The 18,339-nt window shown below is 32.4% G+C and carries 13 protein-coding genes; 12 read left to right on the top strand and 1 reads right to left on the bottom strand.

The window, feature by feature from the left end:
• The first annotated feature begins 72 nt into the window (after nucleotides 1-72).
• A complete protein-coding gene (locus RCH18_RS10940; RefSeq protein ID WP_326936797.1) occupies nucleotides 73-1,071 on the top strand; it encodes a zinc dependent phospholipase C family protein in 999 nt (332 codons plus the stop codon).
• 59 nt (nucleotides 1,072-1,130) lie between these two features.
• On the opposite strand, the gene RCH18_RS10935 is transcribed toward RCH18_RS10940, so the two are convergent.
• Nucleotides 1,131-3,230, bottom strand: a complete 2,100-nt coding sequence (locus RCH18_RS10935; RefSeq protein ID WP_326936796.1) for an LTA synthase family protein — start codon at nucleotides 3,228-3,230, stop codon at nucleotides 1,131-1,133.
• A gap of 200 nt (nucleotides 3,231-3,430) precedes the next feature.
• Here RCH18_RS10935 and RCH18_RS10930 point away from each other — a divergent pair, with 200 nt between their 5' ends.
• The 11 genes from RCH18_RS10930 (at nucleotide 3,431) to hisA (ending at nucleotide 18,079) form a co-directional block, all read left to right on the top strand.
• A complete protein-coding gene (locus RCH18_RS10930; RefSeq protein WP_326936795.1) occupies nucleotides 3,431-4,093 on the top strand; it encodes a response regulator transcription factor in 663 nt (220 codons plus the stop codon).
• 5 nt (nucleotides 4,094-4,098) lie between these two features.
• Nucleotides 4,099-5,493 (top strand): sensor histidine kinase, encoded by a 1,395-nt coding sequence (locus RCH18_RS10925; RefSeq protein ID WP_326936794.1) that lies wholly within the window; start codon nucleotides 4,099-4,101, stop codon nucleotides 5,491-5,493.
• Between the two features lie 55 nt (nucleotides 5,494-5,548).
• Nucleotides 5,549-9,883 carry a CusA/CzcA family heavy metal efflux RND transporter gene (locus tag RCH18_RS10920; RefSeq protein ID WP_326936793.1) on the top strand — a complete coding sequence of 1,445 codons (4,335 nt, stop codon included), beginning with the start codon at nucleotides 5,549-5,551 and terminating at the stop codon, nucleotides 9,881-9,883.
• Nucleotides 9,884-9,893: 10 nt separating this feature from the next.
• A complete protein-coding gene (locus tag RCH18_RS10915) occupies nucleotides 9,894-11,009 on the top strand; it encodes an efflux RND transporter periplasmic adaptor subunit (RefSeq protein WP_326936792.1) in 1,116 nt (371 codons plus the stop codon).
• Nucleotides 11,010-11,021: 12 nt separating this feature from the next.
• A complete protein-coding gene (locus RCH18_RS10910; RefSeq protein WP_326936791.1) occupies nucleotides 11,022-11,534 on the top strand; it encodes a hypothetical protein in 513 nt (170 codons plus the stop codon).
• Nucleotides 11,535-11,797: 263 nt separating this feature from the next.
• On the top strand, nucleotides 11,798-12,655 hold the full coding sequence (hisG, locus tag RCH18_RS10905; protein WP_326936790.1) for an ATP phosphoribosyltransferase: 858 nt from the start codon (nucleotides 11,798-11,800) through the stop codon (nucleotides 12,653-12,655).
• Between the two features lie 141 nt (nucleotides 12,656-12,796).
• On the top strand, nucleotides 12,797-14,089 hold the full coding sequence (hisD, locus tag RCH18_RS10900) for a histidinol dehydrogenase (protein WP_326936789.1): 1,293 nt from the start codon (nucleotides 12,797-12,799) through the stop codon (nucleotides 14,087-14,089).
• Nucleotides 14,079-15,131 carry a histidinol-phosphate transaminase gene (gene hisC, locus RCH18_RS10895; protein WP_326936788.1) on the top strand — a complete coding sequence of 351 codons (1,053 nt, stop codon included), beginning with the start codon at nucleotides 14,079-14,081 and terminating at the stop codon, nucleotides 15,129-15,131. Before hisD ends, hisC begins: the two co-directional genes overlap by 11 nt.
• 312 nt (nucleotides 15,132-15,443) lie before the next feature.
• The gene (hisB, locus tag RCH18_RS10890) at nucleotides 15,444-16,580 is read left to right on the top strand and encodes a bifunctional histidinol-phosphatase/imidazoleglycerol-phosphate dehydratase HisB (RefSeq protein WP_326936787.1); all 1,137 of its coding nucleotides are present in this window, start codon (nucleotides 15,444-15,446) and stop codon (nucleotides 16,578-16,580) included.
• 105 nt (nucleotides 16,581-16,685) lie between these two features.
• The gene (gene hisH, locus RCH18_RS10885; protein WP_326936786.1) at nucleotides 16,686-17,273 is read left to right on the top strand and encodes an imidazole glycerol phosphate synthase subunit HisH; all 588 of its coding nucleotides are present in this window, start codon (nucleotides 16,686-16,688) and stop codon (nucleotides 17,271-17,273) included.
• Nucleotides 17,274-17,308: 35 nt separating this feature from the next.
• Entirely contained in the window at nucleotides 17,309-18,079 is a 771-nt protein-coding gene (gene hisA, locus RCH18_RS10880; RefSeq protein ID WP_326936785.1) for a 1-(5-phosphoribosyl)-5-[(5-phosphoribosylamino)methylideneamino]imidazole-4-carboxamide isomerase, read from the top strand.
• Nucleotides 18,080-18,339 lie beyond the last annotated feature (260 nt).

The following is an 18,339-nucleotide window of genomic DNA, read 5'->3' as shown; positions in this document are numbered from 1 at the left end:
CAGAATCTTAAATGGTTTTTTTTCATGTAATGATTTAAAGAAATACATTTGTGTCTCAAAAAAATAAATTTAATGAAAAATTTTAGACTTAGACCTACGTTTATTGCATTATCTGCGATATCTGTTGCGTTTTTATTTTTATCATGGGGCGTTATTGGACATGAACGCATCAATAGGGCAGCGGTTTTAGCATTGCCTAAACCATTACAAACTTTTTTTTATAATCATATCGATTATATCACACAGGAATCGACAGTGCCAGATTTAAGGCGAAATGTATTAAATGACAAAGCCGAGCCTCCACGTCATTATTTTGATATGGAAAACTTCGGTGATGTTAGTACTTTCCCAAAAACAATGGATGAAGCCAGAAAAAAATACGATGATAAGTTTTTAGATAAAAGCGGAGTTTTGCCATGGCATATTCAAGATTTGATGACTAAATTGACAAAAGCGTTTAAAGATAAAAGAAAGAATGAGATCTTATTTATCGCAGCAGATTTAGGACATTATATCGCAGATGCGCACATGCCTTTGCATACTTCTGATAATCACGATGGACAGAACACCAATCAAAAAGGAATTCATTCTTTATGGGAAAGTCGTTTGCCAGAATTATTTGTTAAAGAATACAAATTAAATGTCTCACAAGGTATTTACTTAGAGAATGTAGACAAAGCCATTTGGGAATTAATGTTTGATACACACAGTTTAGTTGATCCACTTCTAGCGGCTGATAAAAAATTAAGAACTTCTACTCCTGAAAATAAAATATTTGTTACCGATGCTAATGGCACAATAGTTAAAAATAGATATGGCGGTACATTGTATTCTGATGAATATGCTGCTCGATTTCATACTGAATTAAACGGAATGGTAGAAAAGCAAATGAAAAAGGCAATTACGGTTACGGCTAGTTTTTGGTACACCGCTTGGGTAAATGCTGGTAAACCAGATCTAAGCAAGCTAGACGCTAACGAGCTTACACAACGCAATAAAAAGTTCTTGAAGAAAGATTTAAAATCATTTGAGCATGGTAAACTTTTTGGTTTAATAAATGAAAAGGAATAATATTTAATTTCGCACAAATAAAAACGGGTAATATTTGAATCTTACCCGTTTTTTTTATATCAATCTATTTTTTGATATTTTTTGTTTTTCAAAATATCCGAGGCTGTTTGATAGTAAGCAATTGTCTCCTGCACGAGATCGGTTCTTTCTTTCTTTAATGGTATTTGATCGTAGAAAATCTGAAATTCTGGCGCTACCTTTTGGTCTGATCTTAAAGTCAATTGAAATTGTTTTACTTTTTGCTTAGGAGAAATGATAGTAAGAATATCATCTTTTATCAGTCCTAAATCCTGATAAGTTGCAATAAGTGCTCGCGGTTTATAACCTGATTTTAAAACATCTTGGCCATAAAATTTACTTTGATAATTAAAATTTAATAATCCTAACACTGTAGGCATAACATCAATTTGAGACATCAAGTTATTATAATATTGAGGCGCTACAAAACCTGGACTATAGATCATAGCTGGAATCCTATATTTATCAGCCGGTAACTCGGTTTTTCCTGCACTTGAAGCACAATGGTCAGCAACAATTACAAAAACAGTGTTGTTAAACCAAGGCTGTTTCCTGGCCATTTCAAAGAATTTTTTCATCGCAAAATCTGTATATTTTACGCCACCGTCTCGAGATTTTGCATCGCCTGGAATATCAATTTTTCCATTAGGATACGTAAAAGGCCTATGATTACTAACAGTCATTATATGATTAAAAAAAGGCTTTCCTGATTGTCCTTCTTGATTCATTATTTTTATCGCTTTATTGTACATATCTTCATCACAAACTCCCCAAATATTATCAAATGTAATTTCGTTTGCTGCAAATGTTTTTTTATCAACAATATCATAATTATTTCCAGTGAAAAAGTCTTCCATATTGTCAAAAAACGCATCGCCTCCATACATATATTTTACATCATAACCTTTTTTTCTAAAAATAGATGCTGTTGAAAATTTATTTTTGTTGTCCTTTCTCTTCACTACGCTTTCTCCTGCCGTTGGAGGAAAACACAAGGTTACCGCCTCGAGACCACGTACTGTTCTATTTCCCACAGCGTATAAATTAGTAAAAACTAAGCTTTGTTTGGCTAAACTGTCGAGAAAAGGAGTGATTTTTTGTTCGTTTCCATACATTTCCATGAATTCAGCACTATAACTTTCTATAGTTATCAATACTACGTTCTTTTTAATTTCAGCTGCATTGCTTGTTATTTGACGCAAAGTAGTTTCTCCTGAAATTGATGGTATTTGTGTTTTTAATTGCGCAAATGCTTCGCTATTTGGAACTGTTTTGTAAAATTTGAAATAATCTAATTCACTATTCATAAATGCTAGATAGAACTTATAAAGTCCATTAGCTTGTAATTCATTAGCAAAAATATTTTGAGAATTTTCTTTAATCGATAACGACGGAATTAGCAGTAAAGACAAACCAAAAAGTAAAAAGTAAACCCCAGAAATTTTTATTTTTTCGATAAAAGTTGGAATATATTCAATATAATTTTTTGACTTTTTTACAATGAAGTATGTAACTGAGCCAGCAATAATAAACAATGCAGAGAATATAGGAATTACTGGATAAGACTCCATTATATTTCCTATTACTTCATTCGTATAAATGAGATAGTTTACTGCAATAAAATTGTATTTGACTCCAAATTCATTCCAAAAAAAGTATTCGCTAATCCCGTTTTGTAAAATCAAAACTACGTAAAGAAAAATAACAAATGAAAATAGCCAAAACCGAATCTGATTCCGAAATTTTGGTAAAAATAGAAGTAATCCAAAAAGTAATGTTTTTAAACCAACGAATAGCAGACCAATCTTTGGCAATGCACCACCGTACTCATTAAGTATGGATTGTCCAGATAGTACATAAAGAAAGAGAGCGATAAAAAAACCAAAAATAATATATCCGTAAGGTTTGTAATATTTTGAGTTAGAAATAAAAATAAGATAGAGCCACAAAAAGCCACTTATCAATACAAAAATAAAAAAATCCGATAAAAGCCCGAATAGAAATAATGAAAATGTATCTACAGCTGAAAATGTAGATTGAGTTATAGGATGAAAGAAAAGAATTGTTCTAACTGTCCAACTCACAATAATATAGAATAGCAATAAATAATAAAATGGGGTTGTTTTCTTTAATAAATTCATCTTGATTTTGTTAAACTTTAGGGGAAAGCATAATTGCAAACCAAATGTACTTATTTAACAGCCTTTTAGATCTTGGCAAAAATTAATATTAGCTTAAGATGAAAAATGACAATTTATTCTATAATTAAATGGCTAAATTTGATTTTATTAAAATGTTTAATTTGTAAAATTGTTTAATAGAATAAAACAAAACACAACTAATGCACATATTAATAGTAGAGGATGAGGCGGGAATTGTACAATTTCTTAAACAAGGATTAGAAGAGGAAGGCTATCAAATAAGTAGTGCAGCTGATGGATTTCAAGGATTTGAAATCACTCAGAAGCAAAATTTTGATTTGATTTTAATGGATTGGATGCTTCCAAAAATGACCGGATTAGAACTTTGTAAAGCAATACGATTTAAAAATAGTACTACACCAATTATTTTTCTAACAGCTAAAGATACTGTTCAAGAAACTATTGAAGGACTAAAAGCTGGAGCTAATGATTATATTAAAAAACCATTTAGTTTTGATGAATTAGTGGAGCGTATCAAAATTCATTTTAGAAATCAAAAAGAGAAGGAAATATTATCATTAGGAACAATTGAAATTGACTTATTAAAACACAAGATTTTAGTTAAAAAAAATGAAGTAGCTTTGACGCAACGTGAATTTGAGCTTTTGACTTATTTAGTAAAAAATAAAGGTAAAGTATGCACTCGAACTCAAATTATAGAAGATGTTTGGGATATTCATTTCGAATATGATACTGGCGTTATTGATGTTTTTATTAATGCAATACGTAAAAAATTGAATTTAAAAATAGAAGAAGATTATATAAAAACCGTGCGTGGAGTGGGCTATATTGCCAATGACTAAATATTATGCAACAACTTTCCTTCAAAAACAGAATTGCTTCTAATTACATTATTACTACAGCATTATTAATTTTTGTAGTGTTTTTTGTCATTTTTTCTATTGTTAAATTAAGTGTCTACAATCATTTAAATAGCGATATTTCGAAAGAAGTTGAAAATCATTTAAACGAAATAGAGATTAAAAACTATACTTTTTCATTAATTCACATAGAAGAATGGGAAGAGCGCGAGCACAATACGGTCGATGTAAATCCTGTTTTTATTCAGTTTTTAGATAAAGATGAAAAAGTGATTGAAAAATCACCCAATCTTAAAAACGAGAAACTTTATTTTGATAAAAAAATTGGTAATAATGTTTTCTTTGATACTACTATTTTAGGAAATAAGATTCGGCAAATTCAGGTTCCTATTTATGAAGGTCCCGAGCTAGTAGGGTATTTAATGATTGCAATGTCACTGGAAGGCGCTGCATTGGTTTTGCAAAATCTATCAGAAATTTTGATTATCGCATATCCTTTAATATTACTTCTACTTTTTTTAATCGCAAGATTTATTGCTGGCCGGAGCATCAGACCAATAAATTCGATCATAAATACCTCTAATAGTATTACAAAAGACAATTTAATCTCTAGAATTCCGCTTCCGCAAAATAAGGATGAGCTATTTGTTTTGTCAGCGACTATTAATAGCTTACTAGATCGAATCGAATCTGCGGTTGAGAGAGAGAAACAATTTACCTCAGATGCTTCACATGAATTACGAACGCCATTAACGGTTATAAAAGGAACGCTTGAAGTTTTAATTCGCAAACCACGCAATGCTGCTGAATATGAAGATAAGATCAATTTTTGTGTAAGCGAAGTGAATCGTCTCAATTATTTAGTAGATCAATTGCTTCTACTAGCTCGTTTTGAAAATCAAAAACAATCGCTCAAGTCCGAAAAGGTATATTTGAGTGCGTTATTTTTAGATATAATTGCACGTTATTCTGCATCCATAAAACTAAAAAATATAACTGTTGTTACTGATTTTTCCAACGATTTTTATTTTGAAACGGACGGCTATTTATTTTCAATTATAATTAATAATCTCATTTCTAATGCTGTAAAGTATTCTAAAGAAAATGGAAACTTGACAATTATTGTCAAAGAAATCAGTTCTAAAATTGAATGTCACATCAGCGATTCAGGAATTGGTATTCCAAAAGAAGATTTAGAACGAGTTTTTAATCCTTTTTACCGCTCAAAATCAAATCAGCATCCAGAAATTAAAGGAACAGGTTTAGGTCTTTCAATAGTACAACGATTGTGCTCTTTACTTTCTATTAAAATCAACGTAAACAGTCAAGAAAATATAGGTACAAAGGTAATTTTAAGTTTACCCAAAGCGGAACTTAAGTAGTTCTTAAGCTAAATGGTATCTTTAAAGATTACTTTTGAACTGTAAATAAAATAAAATGCTCGAAAAAATTATTGCTTTCAGTTTAAAAAACAAACTTATTATTTTGCTTTTCACGGCGGGAATTTTTGGATTTGGATTGTTTTCTGTTTTCCAAATTTCGATTGGCGCCGTTCCAGATGTAACTAACAATCAAGTTCAAGTTATTACAACTTCTGGAAATCTTTCTACTCAGGATATTGAACAATATATTACCTATCCAGTTGAGATTGAAATGGCAAATTTGCCAGGAGTAACTGAAATCCGTTCGATTTCTAAGTTTGGTTTATCGGTTGTTACCATCGTTTTTGAAGATGGTTTAGGAACTTATTTACCAAGACAACTTATCGCTGAAAAAATTAAGGCTGCCTCTGAAAAAATCCCTGCAGGTTTTGGTACACCTGAAATGGGACCAATTACCACCGGTCTTGGCGAAGTATACCAGTACATATTAGAAGTAAAACCTGAATTTAAAGATAATTATTCAGTTAGTGATTTAAGAACTATTCAGGATTGGGTAGTAAAACGCCAATTATCAGGTATAAAAGGAGTGGTAGAAATCAACACTTGGGGTGGTTATTTAAAACAGTATGAAATAGCGATTGATCCAGCGCGATTAAAAGCAATGAATATTACAACTAGCGCTATTTTTACAGCATTAGAGAAAAATAATAGTATTGCTGGTGGCGCTTATATCGAAAAAGTAAATCAAAGTTTTTTTATTCGAGGAGAAGGAAAAGTTAAATCGTTGGAGGACATTGGAAATATCGTTGTCAATAATAACACCGGTGTTCCAATTTATATTAAAAACGTAGCAGAAATACGTTTTGGTCATGCCAATCGTTTTGGAGCAATTACCGGAAACGGAGAGGGCGAGAAGGTTTTGGGACAAGTAATGATGCTAAAAGGAGCAAATTCTAAACAAGTTATTGATGATGTAAAAAGCAGAGTTGCTGAAATTCAGAAATCATTACCAGAAGGTGTTTTTATCAACGGTTTTTTAGAAAGAAGCGAACTTGTTGGAAAAACAACTTTTACAGTGGCAGAGAATTTAATTTTAGGTTGTTTAATTGTGATTTTTGTAGTTGTTTTATTATTAGGAAACTGGCGATCAGGATTGGTGGTTGCATCAGTAATCCCACTATGCTTATTATTTGCCATTACTTTTATGAATATTTTTGGCATTGACGCTAATTTAATGAGCCTAGGAGCAATTGATTTCGGAATTATAATCGACGGTGCAGTTATCATTGTTGAGTTTATTGCCTTTCAAATAGCAAGTAAATCATCCCATTTAGTGGGTCTTGAAAAAAAGGAACGTCAATTACAAATAGATCAAATTACTTTTAAAAGCGCTTCTAAAATGATGAATTCGGCTGTATTTGGTCAGTTAATCATTTTGATTGTTTTTATTCCAATTTTATCACTTTCAGGAATTGAAGGAAAAATGTTTAGACCAATGGCGATAACTTTTAGTTTTGCTTTACTTGGCGCCATGATCCTATGTTTTACTTACGTTCCTGTGGTTTCCTCTTTATTTTTAAAACCAGTTGCCGAAAATCCAGATTCTATTTCCAGTAAATTGCTTCGAAAACTTAATTCTTGGTATTTACCTATAATTACTTGGGCAATAGGTAATACTAAGAAAGTACTTTATGGTGCTTTAGGATTATTATTGCTGGCAGTTGGACTATTTTCAACGATGGGAGGAGAGTTTATCCCAACATTGGACGAGGGTGATTTCGTAATACAGCCCGTTTTAAAAACGGGAACTTCGCTATCAAAAACGATTGCTACAACAACACAAATTGAGAAAATAATCCTTAAAAACTTTCCTGAAGTAGATCAGGTGGTGAGTAGAATAGGTGCTGCTGAAGTACCCACTGACCCAATGTCTATGGAAGAAAGTGATATAATTGTCAAATTAAAACCCAAGTCAGAATGGACATCTGCATCCAGTAAAGATGAATTGGCCGATAAAATTAAAGGAGCGTTAGAAAAAGAAATTCCGAATATGGAAATTGAATTTACGCAACCTATTGAAATGCGTTTCAACGAGTTAATTTCTGGATCTCGTTCCGATGTTGCAGTAAAGATTTTTGGTAATGATTTAGATGTTTTGGCTCGAAAAGCACACGAAATAAAAGAAGCAATTGCAAAAGTTGAAGGAGCATCAGACATTATTATCGAAAAGACAGAAGGTCTTCCTCAAATGTCTGTGGTTTACGATCGATCTAAAATTGCTCGCTACGGACTAAACATTTCAGATTTAAATGAAATGATTGCCCTTGGCTTTGCTGGAAAAACAGTTGGAGATATATTTGAGGGTGAAAAACGTTTTGATATGGTTGTTCGTTTAGCACAAGCTAATCGCCATGATATCGAGGATTTACGCAGTTTGTATATAGCAACACCTGCTGGAGAACAAATTCCGTTGAGTGAAATGGCTTCAATTGAATACACCGAAGGTCCAGCAAAAATTTCACGAGAAAACACAAACCGATTAATTGTAGTAGGAATCAATGTTAGAAATCGAGATTTACAAAGCGTTGTGGCTGACGTTCAAAAAATAGTAGATAATAAAATTAAATTACCAGCTGGATATTATGTGAAATATGGAGGTCAGTTTGAAAACCTTCAAAGTGCTAAAGCCCGATTAATGCTCGCTGTTCCTATTGCTTTATTATTAATTTTTGTTCTTTTATATTTTGCTTTTGGATCTGTAAAAGAAGCACTAATGGTTTATTCGGCAATTCCTTTATCCGCTGTTGGTGGTGTTTTATTTTTATGGATTCGCGATTTGCCATTTAGTATTTCAGCAGGAGTTGGATTCATTGCGTTATTTGGTATTGCCGTATTAAATGGAATTGTATTGATTGAACATTTTAAAGAACTTAAACAACAAGGAATGAAAGATATCGATGAATTAATTGTAAAAGGCACAACTGATAGATTACGCGCTGTTTTATTAACCGCATCAGCTGCCGCTTTAGGTTTTTTACCAATGGCAATTTCATCATCAGCTGGAGCAGAAGTGCAGCGTCCTTTAGCAACCGTAGTAATTGGTGGGTTATTGACAGCAACTATATTAACAATGATCGTATTACCTATTTTATATAAAGTTCTTGATCGCACGGAGCATAAAAAAGCAAAGTTTAAAATACCTCAAAGTGGAACTTATATTATTTTATTCTTATTATCTTCTTCTGTAGGTTTTGCACAAAATTCTAATTCAGAATTAGATGCTTTACTTTCGAAAGCAATTCAGAATAATAAAGGAATTAAGGCCGCACAATTGCAAGTCGATAAAGCAAGAGCTACCATAAAAACAGCTTACACCTTTGATAAAACTAATGTTTATTATAACTATGATCAAAGCAATTTAGCTTTTAATGATGAGCCTTTGCGTGTTTTTGGAGTTCAACAAAGCTTTGCATTTCCAAGTGTTTATGGAGCGCAAAAAAAAGTGTATAAGTCCGAATATGAAATGGAAAAAGCGCATTTTCAAATTCAAAAAAATAAGCTCTCTCTTGATGTATCTAAATCATATCAACATATTGTTTATTTACAAAATCAGGAAAAACTGTATCGTTACTTGGATAGTTTATATCAAAATTTTTCCAAAGCAAGTGACAGACGTTTTGAGCTAGGTGAAACTAATTATTTAGAAAAGATTACCGCTCAAGCAAAATTCAGACAAATAAGAACTAAACTTTCTCAGATAGAAAATGATAAAAAGGCGCAATACGAATTGCTACGATCACTACTACAAACGGATGAAGAAATACTTGTAATAAACAATTTGATTAGTCCGTTGAGTCTTTCAACAGATGAGACAAGTAAGATAGTTCATATCGCTTACTTAGAAAGTTTTAGTGCGATATATAAAAATCAAATTAATTTACAAAAACAGCACTGGTTACCCAATATTAATGTCGATTATTTCCAAGGAAAAAATAGGGGTTTATCACAGTCATTGTATGGCTTTCAAGTTGGCGTTGCTATTCCCTTGTTATTTTCTGGAAATACTTCAAAAACTAAAGTAGTGCAGTTGGAATTGCAAAGTTGGGAACAGCAAAAACAAAATGAGGAATTGAAAATTGATCAATACCTAAAACAAAAAACGAGCGAATTAGCAAAATATCAAGAGGCAATTAATTACTATAATTCATTTGGAAAAAAATTATCTGATGAGATTATAAAAGTGGCCAATAGTAGTTATAAAAATGGAGAAATTGATTTTTTTCAGTACATCCAAAGTCTTGAAAATGCGACAAACATTCAAGTTGATTATTTAGACACTATTTTACAATTCAACCAAACCCAATTAGATTTCCAATATTTAAATTTTTAAGATAACGATAATGAAAAAAATACTTTACATAGCTACTTTATCACTTATTTTATTCTCTTGTAAAGAATCAAAAACAGAGGAAGAAGCGCCAAAAGACGATGGTTTTACAACAGTAACTGCAGCTCAATTTAAAGCATCAGCAATGGAAATAGGTAATCCCAGCGAACAAGATTTTGATGTGATAGTAAAAACTTCTGGCAAAATTGATGTTCCACCGCAAAACAGAGCAAAAGTAACGACGTTCGTAGGCGGTTATGTTAAAGCTACCATACTTCTTGTAGGCGATAAAGTGAAGAAAGGGCAAGCGCTATTAACATTGCAAAGCACTGAGTTTTTAGATATCCAAAAAGAATATATGGAAGTTACTGAGCAACTTACCTTCCTAAAATCAGAGTATGACCGCCAGAAAACACTGTTTGATGAAAATATAACTTCACAAAAAAATTATTTAAAAGCAGAGAGTGATTTTCGAAGAGCAAAAGCGATGTCACAAAGCTTACGCGCTAAATTAGTATTGCTAAATATTAATCCGAGAAATGTAGAGAACGGAAAACTTACTTCGTTAATTACTATTTATTCTCCAATTTCTGGCGATATAGTTATTATGAATGCAAATGTGGGAATGTTTGCTGCACCCTCAGATGTCATTTTGGAAATTGTGGATACGGATCACTTACATTTAGAATTAGCTGTTTTTGAAAAAGATATTTTAAAGGTAAAAATGGGACAAAAAATAGTATTTAAAGTGCCAGAAGCTTCAAGAGAAATGTTTAATGCAGAGGTTCATTTGGTAGGGAAATCAATTGAAGGTACTGATAGAACGATAAATGTTCATGCGCACTTAGATGGGTCTATAAAACAAAAATTGTTAACTGGGATGTTTGTTGAGGCAAATATAATTGTAGAGTCAAAAAAAGGATTAGCCATTCCTGCCGATGCATTGATTAATGAAGACAATAAAAGTTATCTGCTTTTACTGCAGAATGAGAAAGACGGCTATTCATTTAAAAAAGTTGCAGTAACTGTGGGTGAAAAATCAGAAAAATTTATACAAATACTTCCAAACGGAACTATAAGTGTTGCTTCAAAAATTTTAACAAAAGGTGTTTTCGAATTAACAAATTAAAAATTTAATATCATGAATGATGCACATTGGCACTTAGTAGTAAATCATTTCCCAATAATTGGGACCATTTTTGCCCTCGGGATTTTAGTAGTAGGACTATTTTTAAAAAATAATTCGGTCAAAAATACAGCTTATGTAATATTTATCTTCTCCGCAATTTTTGCCTTAATTAGCGTGCAAACAGGTGAAGGTGCCGAAGAAATAGTGGAGGACTTCCCCGGAATTGGGAAAGCTATAATTCATGAACACGAGGAACTAGCAGAAAAACTAGCAATCGTATTATATTTGTTAGGTGGAATTTCTGTATTGGGAATAATTCTCAATGTAAAAAATCACGCTAAAGCAAAGTTTATTTCAATAGTGACAGTGATTATTGCAATTCCAACTGTTTACTTGTCCACTTTAGTAGGAACATCAGGTGGAGAGATTCGGCATACTGAAATTAGAGAAAATTATTTGAATACTAATGGCAGTGCGGAGAAAACAACTCCAAGGAATTCTGAAGTTAAAGATGAAAATCGTTAATATTCACAATTATGTAGAAATAAGTTATATTTAGAATAGGATTTTAAATAATTTATATCTTATATTTGCACAAGATTAAAAAATCATAAAAATGTTTACAAATCAATTAAATCATCATCATTTCCATTATTGCTCTCAAGCGATGTGTTAATGATATGGTTGTAAATCATCATATTCTAAAACCCGTTTGAGTACATCAAGCGGGTTTTTTTATTACCTAATTTTTGTACTCATCTATTTATTAAAACAAAAAACAAAACAAAATGAGTACATTAAAAATTGCAATTCAAAAATCAGGTCGTTTAAATGAAGAAAGTATTCAAATTCTAAAAGATGCTGGTATTTCAATAGATAACGGAATAGACCAACTAAAAGCCGAAGCTTCAAATTTTCCTTTAGAAGTTCTATATTTAAGAAATTCAGATATTCCGCAATATTTGATGGATGGAGTTGTGGATATTGCTATTGTAGGCGACAATTTATTGGTTGAAAAAGGAGGCGATATTGAAGTGATTCAAAAACTTGGTTTTTCAAAATGCAAAGTCTCGGTTGCAGTTCCCAAAACATTTGAATACAACTCGGTTCAAGATCTGGACGGCATGCGCATTGCGACTTCCTATCCTAAAACAGTTCTTGATTTTTTCAATTCGAAAGGAGTTACAGTTGATATTCACCAAATTTCAGGTTCAGTAGAAATTGCACCTAATATTGGTCTTGCAGATGCAATTGTTGATATTGTATCTAGCGGGAGCACCTTGTTTAAAAACAATTTGAAAGAGGTTGAAGTTATTTTTAAAAGCGAAGCTGTCTTAGCGGTTTCTCCAAAAGTAAGTCCAGAATCTCAAAAAATAATAGACACTTTAAAATTCAGAATTGAATCTGTATTGAGAGCTCGAAAATCAAAATATATCTTGATGAATGTTCCCAATGACAAAATTGATGCCGTGGGAAAAATTCTTTCGGTATTGCGAAGTCTAACCGTAATTCCATTAGCACAAGAAGGATGGAGTAGCGTTCATTCAGTTATAGAAAAAGATACTTTTTGGGATGTTATTGACCAACTGAAAGAGGCTGGAGCCGAAGGTATTTTAGTTTGCCCAATTGAGAAAATGGTGCTTTAAAGTACGATTTACGAGGTTAGAGGTACGAAATAAAAAAATAAAGTTTTAAACTTATAAATTTTCAATAAAAAAACTTAAATTCTAAAACTTGCGAGAATTGGAATTTGGAATTTAAAAAATTGGATTTTAAATCTAGATAAAATGAATAAAATATACAATCCAAAACCAGAAACTTGGTCAAGTATTTTAGAAAGACCTACAAAAACAGTAGATGACATAGAAGCTATTGTGAAAGAAATTTTTCATGAAGTTCAGAAAGAAGGTGATGCGGCTGTGGCCAAATATACGTTGCTTTTTGATGGTGTTGCTTTTCAAAATATTGAAGTTTCTTCTGCTGAAATTACAGAAGCTATCCATAATGTTTCAGAAGAACTGAAAGCAGCAATTCAACTAGCTAAAACCAATATTGAAAAATTTCACGTTGCGCAAAAAACAGAAAGAGTTCAAGTAGAAACCACTGAAGGAGTTAATTGCTGGCAGGAAAAACGACCAATTCAAAAAGTTGGTTTGTATATTCCAGGCGGAACTGCACCCTTGTTTTCAACGGTTTTAATGCTTGCCGTCCCAGCAACTATTGCAGGATGCAAGGAAATTGTACTTTGTTCGCCACCAGATAAAAATGGAAATATAAATCCTGCTATTTTATATGCCGCTAATTTATGTGGCGTTACTAAAATTTTAAAAGTAGGAGGAATTCAAGCTATAGGTGGTTTAACTTTTGGTACAGAAACAATTCCGAAAGTGTACAAAATATTTGGACCTGGAAATCAATTTGTAACCGTTGCAAAGCAATTAGCAACGCAATTTGGAGTTGCAATTGATATGCCCGCTGGACCATCAGAGTTGTTGATTGTTGCTGATGATACTGCTGTTGCTGCCTTTGTCGCATCCGATTTATTGTCGCAGGCAGAACACGGAGTAGACAGCCAAGTAATCTTAGTTTCTACTTCTAAAAATTTAATCGATGCCGTTGAGATCGAGATTCAAAAACAAATTGAAGTTTTACCAAGAAAAGATATCGCCGAGAAAGCGATTGCAAATTCTAAATTAATTTTTGTAGAAAATCATGCGATTGCTCTTGATTTGATTAATGAATACGGTCCAGAACATTTTATAGTTTGTACAGCTTGTGATGATTTTTATGTCGATAAAATTGAAAATGCAGGTTCTATCTTCATAGGAAATTACACTCCAGAAAGCGCTGGCGATTATGCTTCTGGAACTAATCACACGTTACCAACAAATGGTTATGCTAAGAATTATAGTGGTGTAAACCTCGATAGTTTCTTAAAAGCGATGACTTTTCAAAAAATATCTGAGAAAGGAATACTGAATATTGGTGAAGCAATTGAAATAATGGCTGACGCTGAAGGATTGCAGGCGCACAAAAATGCAGTTACATTACGACTTAAAGCTATCAATAATGAAAAGTAATTTTGACATAAATAATTTAGTAAGATTAAATGTAAAAACGATGAAACCTTACTCTTCTGCAAGAGATGAGTTTAAGGATTTTGACACTGCTAATATGATTTTTTTGGATGCCAATGAAAATCCGTTCGAGAATGGTGTGAATCGCTATCCTGATCCACAGCAAACAAGCTTAAAATCAGTTTTAGCAAAGAAAAAAAATATTGAAACCAATCAAATTCTATTAGGAAATGGTAGTGATGAAGTGTTGGATTTATTATTTAGAGCTTTTTGTGAACCAAAAATTGACAATGTAATTACTTTGCCGCCAACATATGGAATGTATGGCGTTCTAGCTAATATCAATGCAGTGGAAAACAAAGAAATTGTACTTTCAGATGATTTTCAGCCACAAATCGAAAAAATTATGGCTGCTGTGAATGAAAACACGAAGATGATCTTTTTATGTTCTCCAAATAATCCAACCGGAAACTCATTTTCTGATGAAAGTGTGGCTTACCTTTTACAGAATTTCAAAGGTTTAATTGTAATTGACGAGGCTTATATTGATTTCTCGAAAAAGGAAAGTTGGATCAACGAGTTAGACGAATATCCTAATTTAGTCATCACTCAAACACTATCAAAAGCCTATGGTTTGGCAGGAATCCGATTGGGAATTTGCTATGGTTCGAGTGAAGTAATTGCGGTTTTAAATAAAATAAAACCACCGTATAATGTTAATGAATTAAGTCAAAAAAGAGCTTTGGATAGGTTAGCTAGTCCTGATCAAATAAAATCTGAAATAAACTCAATTATAGCACAAAGAATAGATTTACTTAATGCTTTACTTGATGTAAAATTTGTTGAAAAAATCTATCCATCAGAAGCTAATTTTATATTAGTTAAAGTGGATGACGCGAATAAAAGATATGCTGATTTGATTGTCAGAGGAATTGTTATTCGTAACCGAACAACGCAACCGCTTTGTAATAATACGTTGCGTTTAACTGTTGGAACAGAAGTCGAAAATCAAAAATTAATTGCAGCTTTAAAGGAAATTAATTAATATTAATAAACGACGAAAAAAAATAGTCTATACATTGATGTAACTTTTCTAGTTACAAGATTTTGTTTAGATCTTGTGAAGAAGTTACTGAGGATACTGCTCCAAAGAAAATACAAAGGATGGTCGAAGACGATAAATGTCTATAAATATGATTCGATTTGCGTGAGGGATAGCAGTGGAGCTCTTTTTATGGTGAGGAACGAAACCATAAAAAAGCGGGAACGAATAGCCCGACCCGCAGGGGCACGCCCTACTATAAAAACAAACACAGCTAGCCATAGCACAAAAACTGGCAGCTAAAAGCACAAATAAATGAAAAAAATACTTTTTATAGATCGTGATGGAACGATGGTTTTAGAACCAGAAGGATATCAGCTAGATAGTTTAGAGAAACTGGAGTTTTATCCAAAAGCATTTCAGTATTTAGCTAAAATCGCTATAGAGTTAGATTTTGAATTGGTTATGGTTACCAATCAGGACGGATTAGGAACAAATAGTTTTCCTGAAGATACTTTCTGGCCCACTCAAAATTTCATTTTAAGAGCTTTCGAAAATGAAGGTGTTTTTTTTGATGATATTTTTATAGATCATTCTTTTCCGGAGGATAACGCACCAACGCGTAAGCCAAGAACTGGAATGTTAACAAAATACATTGATAATCCAGCTTATGATTTGGCTAACTCTTTTGTATTAGGAGATCGCTTAACAGATGTAGAATTAGCTAAAAATCTTGGTGCTAAATCCATTTTTATAAATAATGCTGATGGTGCGGGAAGTATTGAAATTGCATCAAAACGAGAAGAATTAGATTCAGTTATTAGTTTACAAACCACGGACTGGAAAACAATCTATGAGTTTTTAAAATTAGAAGAACGTTCTGCTTCAATTAAAAGAAAAACCAACGAAACTGATATTTACATCAACCTAAACCTTGACGGAACGGGAAAAAGTAAAATAGAAACCGGAATAGCTTTTTTTGATCACATGTTAGACCAAATCGCGCGCCACGGTCAAATGGACTTAGAAATTCTTGTTAAAGGAGATCTAGAAGTTGATGAACATCACACTATCGAAGATACTGCCATTGCACTGGGAGAAGTTTTTGCAAAAGCGTTGGGAAATAAATTAGGTATTGAGCGTTACGGTTTTTGTTTGCCAATGGACGATTGTTTAGCGCAAGTTGCAATTGATTTCGGAGGCAGAAACTGGTTAGTTTGGGAAACAGAATTCAAACGTGAAATGGTTGGTAAAATGCCAACAGAGATGTTTCTGCACTTTTTTAAATCATTTTCAGATGGTGCAAAAGCTAACATAAACATCAAAGCTGAAGGTACAAACGAACATCACAAAATAGAAGCTATTTTTAAGGCTTTTGCCAAAGCAATAAAAGTTGCCGTAAAACGGGATACAGAAAAAATGATTTTGCCAAGTACAAAAGGGATGTTGTAAAAAGGCTTTTAGCCATTAGCTTTTGCTATTGGCAAAACGAGAATATTAAATTGAGGTATTGTGCTTGCTAAAAGTGAAGAGCCAATAGCCAAAAGCTTAACAAAAATGAAAATAGTAATTATAAATTACGGAGCAGGAAACATACAAAGTATCATGTTTGCCATCGAAAGATTGGGTTTTAAAGCAGTTTTAAGTGATAATCCTGATGAAATAAAAGCTGCGGATAAAGTAATTTTCCCTGGTGTAGGAGAAGCAAGTTCTGCTATGAAAATGCTTGTTGAAAGCGGCTTAGACAGCTTGATTCCAACTTTAAAACAGCCAGTTTTAGGAATTTGCTTAGGGATGCAACTTATGTGTAAATCATCGGAGGAAGGTAATACTAAAGGATTAGGAATTTTTGATGTTGATGTTGTAAAATTTTCAAATAAGGTGAAGGTTCCACAAATGGGTTGGAACCAAATTTATAACTTAAAATCAGATTTATTTACTGGAATTACTGAAAATGAATACATGTATTTAGTTCATAGTTTTTATGCACCGCTTTGCATTGAGGCAATTGCTACAACTAATTATAAAGTAGAATATGCATCAGCGCTTCAAAATAATAATTTTTACGGAACGCAATTTCACCCCGAGAAAAGCGGTGATGTAGGAGAACAAATTTTAGCTAATTTTTTAAAATTAAAACTTTAAGACTTTAGACTTTTAAACTTTAAGACTATTTATAAATGAGAATAATACCAGCAATAGATATAATAGACGGGAAATGTGTTCGCTTGTCGAAAGGCGATTACAACACCAAAATTATTTACAATGAAAATCCGCTTGAAGTAGCCAAAGAATTTGAGGCGCACGGAATAGAATATTTACATTTAGTGGATTTAGACGGAGCTAAATCAAGCCAAATCGTAAATTATAAAATACTCGAACAAATTGCTTCGAAAACAAAACTAAAAATTGATTTTGGTGGAGGATTAAAATCCGATGCCGATTTAAAGATTGCTTTTGAAAGTGGTGCAAATCAAATTACAGGGGGAAGTATAGCGGTAAAAAACAGAGCGGTATTTGAAAAATGGATTGCTGAATATGGCGCTGATAAAATTATTTTAGGAGCTGATGCCAACAATGAAAAAGTGGCAGTTTCCGGTTGGTTAGAAGATTCTGATGAAGATTTGATTCCCTTTATTCAGGAATACCAAAATAAAGGAATTCAATACGTAATATGTACTGATATTGCCAAAGACGGGATGCTTGAAGGTCCTAGTTTTGATTTGTATAAAAAAATACTTGATGAATGTGATTTTGATTCAAGTCTGTCCCCTCGAGCGCAGTCGAGAGGCGGGATTAAACTAATCGCTTCTGGCGGAATATCGACTTTTGATGAATTACCCAAACTAGCCGAATTAGGTTGCGAAGGTACAATCATTGGAAAAGCAATTTATGAAGGACGAATTTCGATGAAACAATTGGAAAACTATGTTTTAAGTCATAAGTATTAAGTCATAAGTATTAAGTCATAAGTATTAAGTCATAAGTATTAAGTCATAAGTATTAAGTATTATGTATTAAGTCATGAGTATTAAGTCATAAGTATTAAGTCATAAGTATTAAGTATTAAGTCATAAGTCATAAGTATTAAGTCATAAGTATTAAGTATTAAGTCATAAGTATTAAGTCATAAGTATTAAGTCATAAGTATTAAGTCATAAGTATTAAGTCATAAGTATTAAGTCATAAGTATTAAGTCATAAGTATTAAG

The organism is Flavobacterium sp. PL11 (assembly GCF_035985025.1).
Lineage (GTDB): Bacteria > Bacteroidota > Bacteroidia > Flavobacteriales > Flavobacteriaceae > Flavobacterium.
The sequence above is the reverse complement of the archived record's forward strand: the minus strand, read 5'-3'. Positions and strand labels throughout refer to the sequence as shown.

What these genes read in the sequence shown, in the direction of transcription:
- RCH18_RS10915 (WP_326936792.1), top strand. Translation starts at nt 9,894, where the DNA reads ATGAAAAAAATACTTTACATAGCTACTTTATCACTTATTTTATTCTCT.
- hisA (WP_326936785.1), top strand. Translation starts at nt 17,309, where the DNA reads ATGAGAATAATACCAGCAATAGATATAATAGACGGGAAATGTGTTCGC.
- hisD (WP_326936789.1), top strand. Translation starts at nt 12,797, where the DNA reads ATGAATAAAATATACAATCCAAAACCAGAAACTTGGTCAAGTATTTTA.
- RCH18_RS10935 (WP_326936796.1), bottom strand. Translation starts at nt 3,230, where the DNA reads ATGAATTTATTAAAGAAAACAACCCCATTTTATTATTTATTGCTATTC.
- hisB (WP_326936787.1), top strand. Translation starts at nt 15,444, where the DNA reads ATGAAAAAAATACTTTTTATAGATCGTGATGGAACGATGGTTTTAGAA.
- RCH18_RS10910 (WP_326936791.1), top strand. Translation starts at nt 11,022, where the DNA reads ATGAATGATGCACATTGGCACTTAGTAGTAAATCATTTCCCAATAATT.
- hisH (WP_326936786.1), top strand. Translation starts at nt 16,686, where the DNA reads ATGAAAATAGTAATTATAAATTACGGAGCAGGAAACATACAAAGTATC.
- RCH18_RS10930 (WP_326936795.1), top strand. Translation starts at nt 3,431, where the DNA reads ATGCACATATTAATAGTAGAGGATGAGGCGGGAATTGTACAATTTCTT.
- RCH18_RS10940 (WP_326936797.1), top strand. Translation starts at nt 73, where the DNA reads ATGAAAAATTTTAGACTTAGACCTACGTTTATTGCATTATCTGCGATA.
- hisC (WP_326936788.1), top strand. Translation starts at nt 14,079, where the DNA reads ATGAAAAGTAATTTTGACATAAATAATTTAGTAAGATTAAATGTAAAA.
- RCH18_RS10925 (WP_326936794.1), top strand. Translation starts at nt 4,099, where the DNA reads ATGCAACAACTTTCCTTCAAAAACAGAATTGCTTCTAATTACATTATT.
- RCH18_RS10920 (WP_326936793.1), top strand. Translation starts at nt 5,549, where the DNA reads ATGCTCGAAAAAATTATTGCTTTCAGTTTAAAAAACAAACTTATTATT.
- hisG (WP_326936790.1), top strand. Translation starts at nt 11,798, where the DNA reads ATGAGTACATTAAAAATTGCAATTCAAAAATCAGGTCGTTTAAATGAA.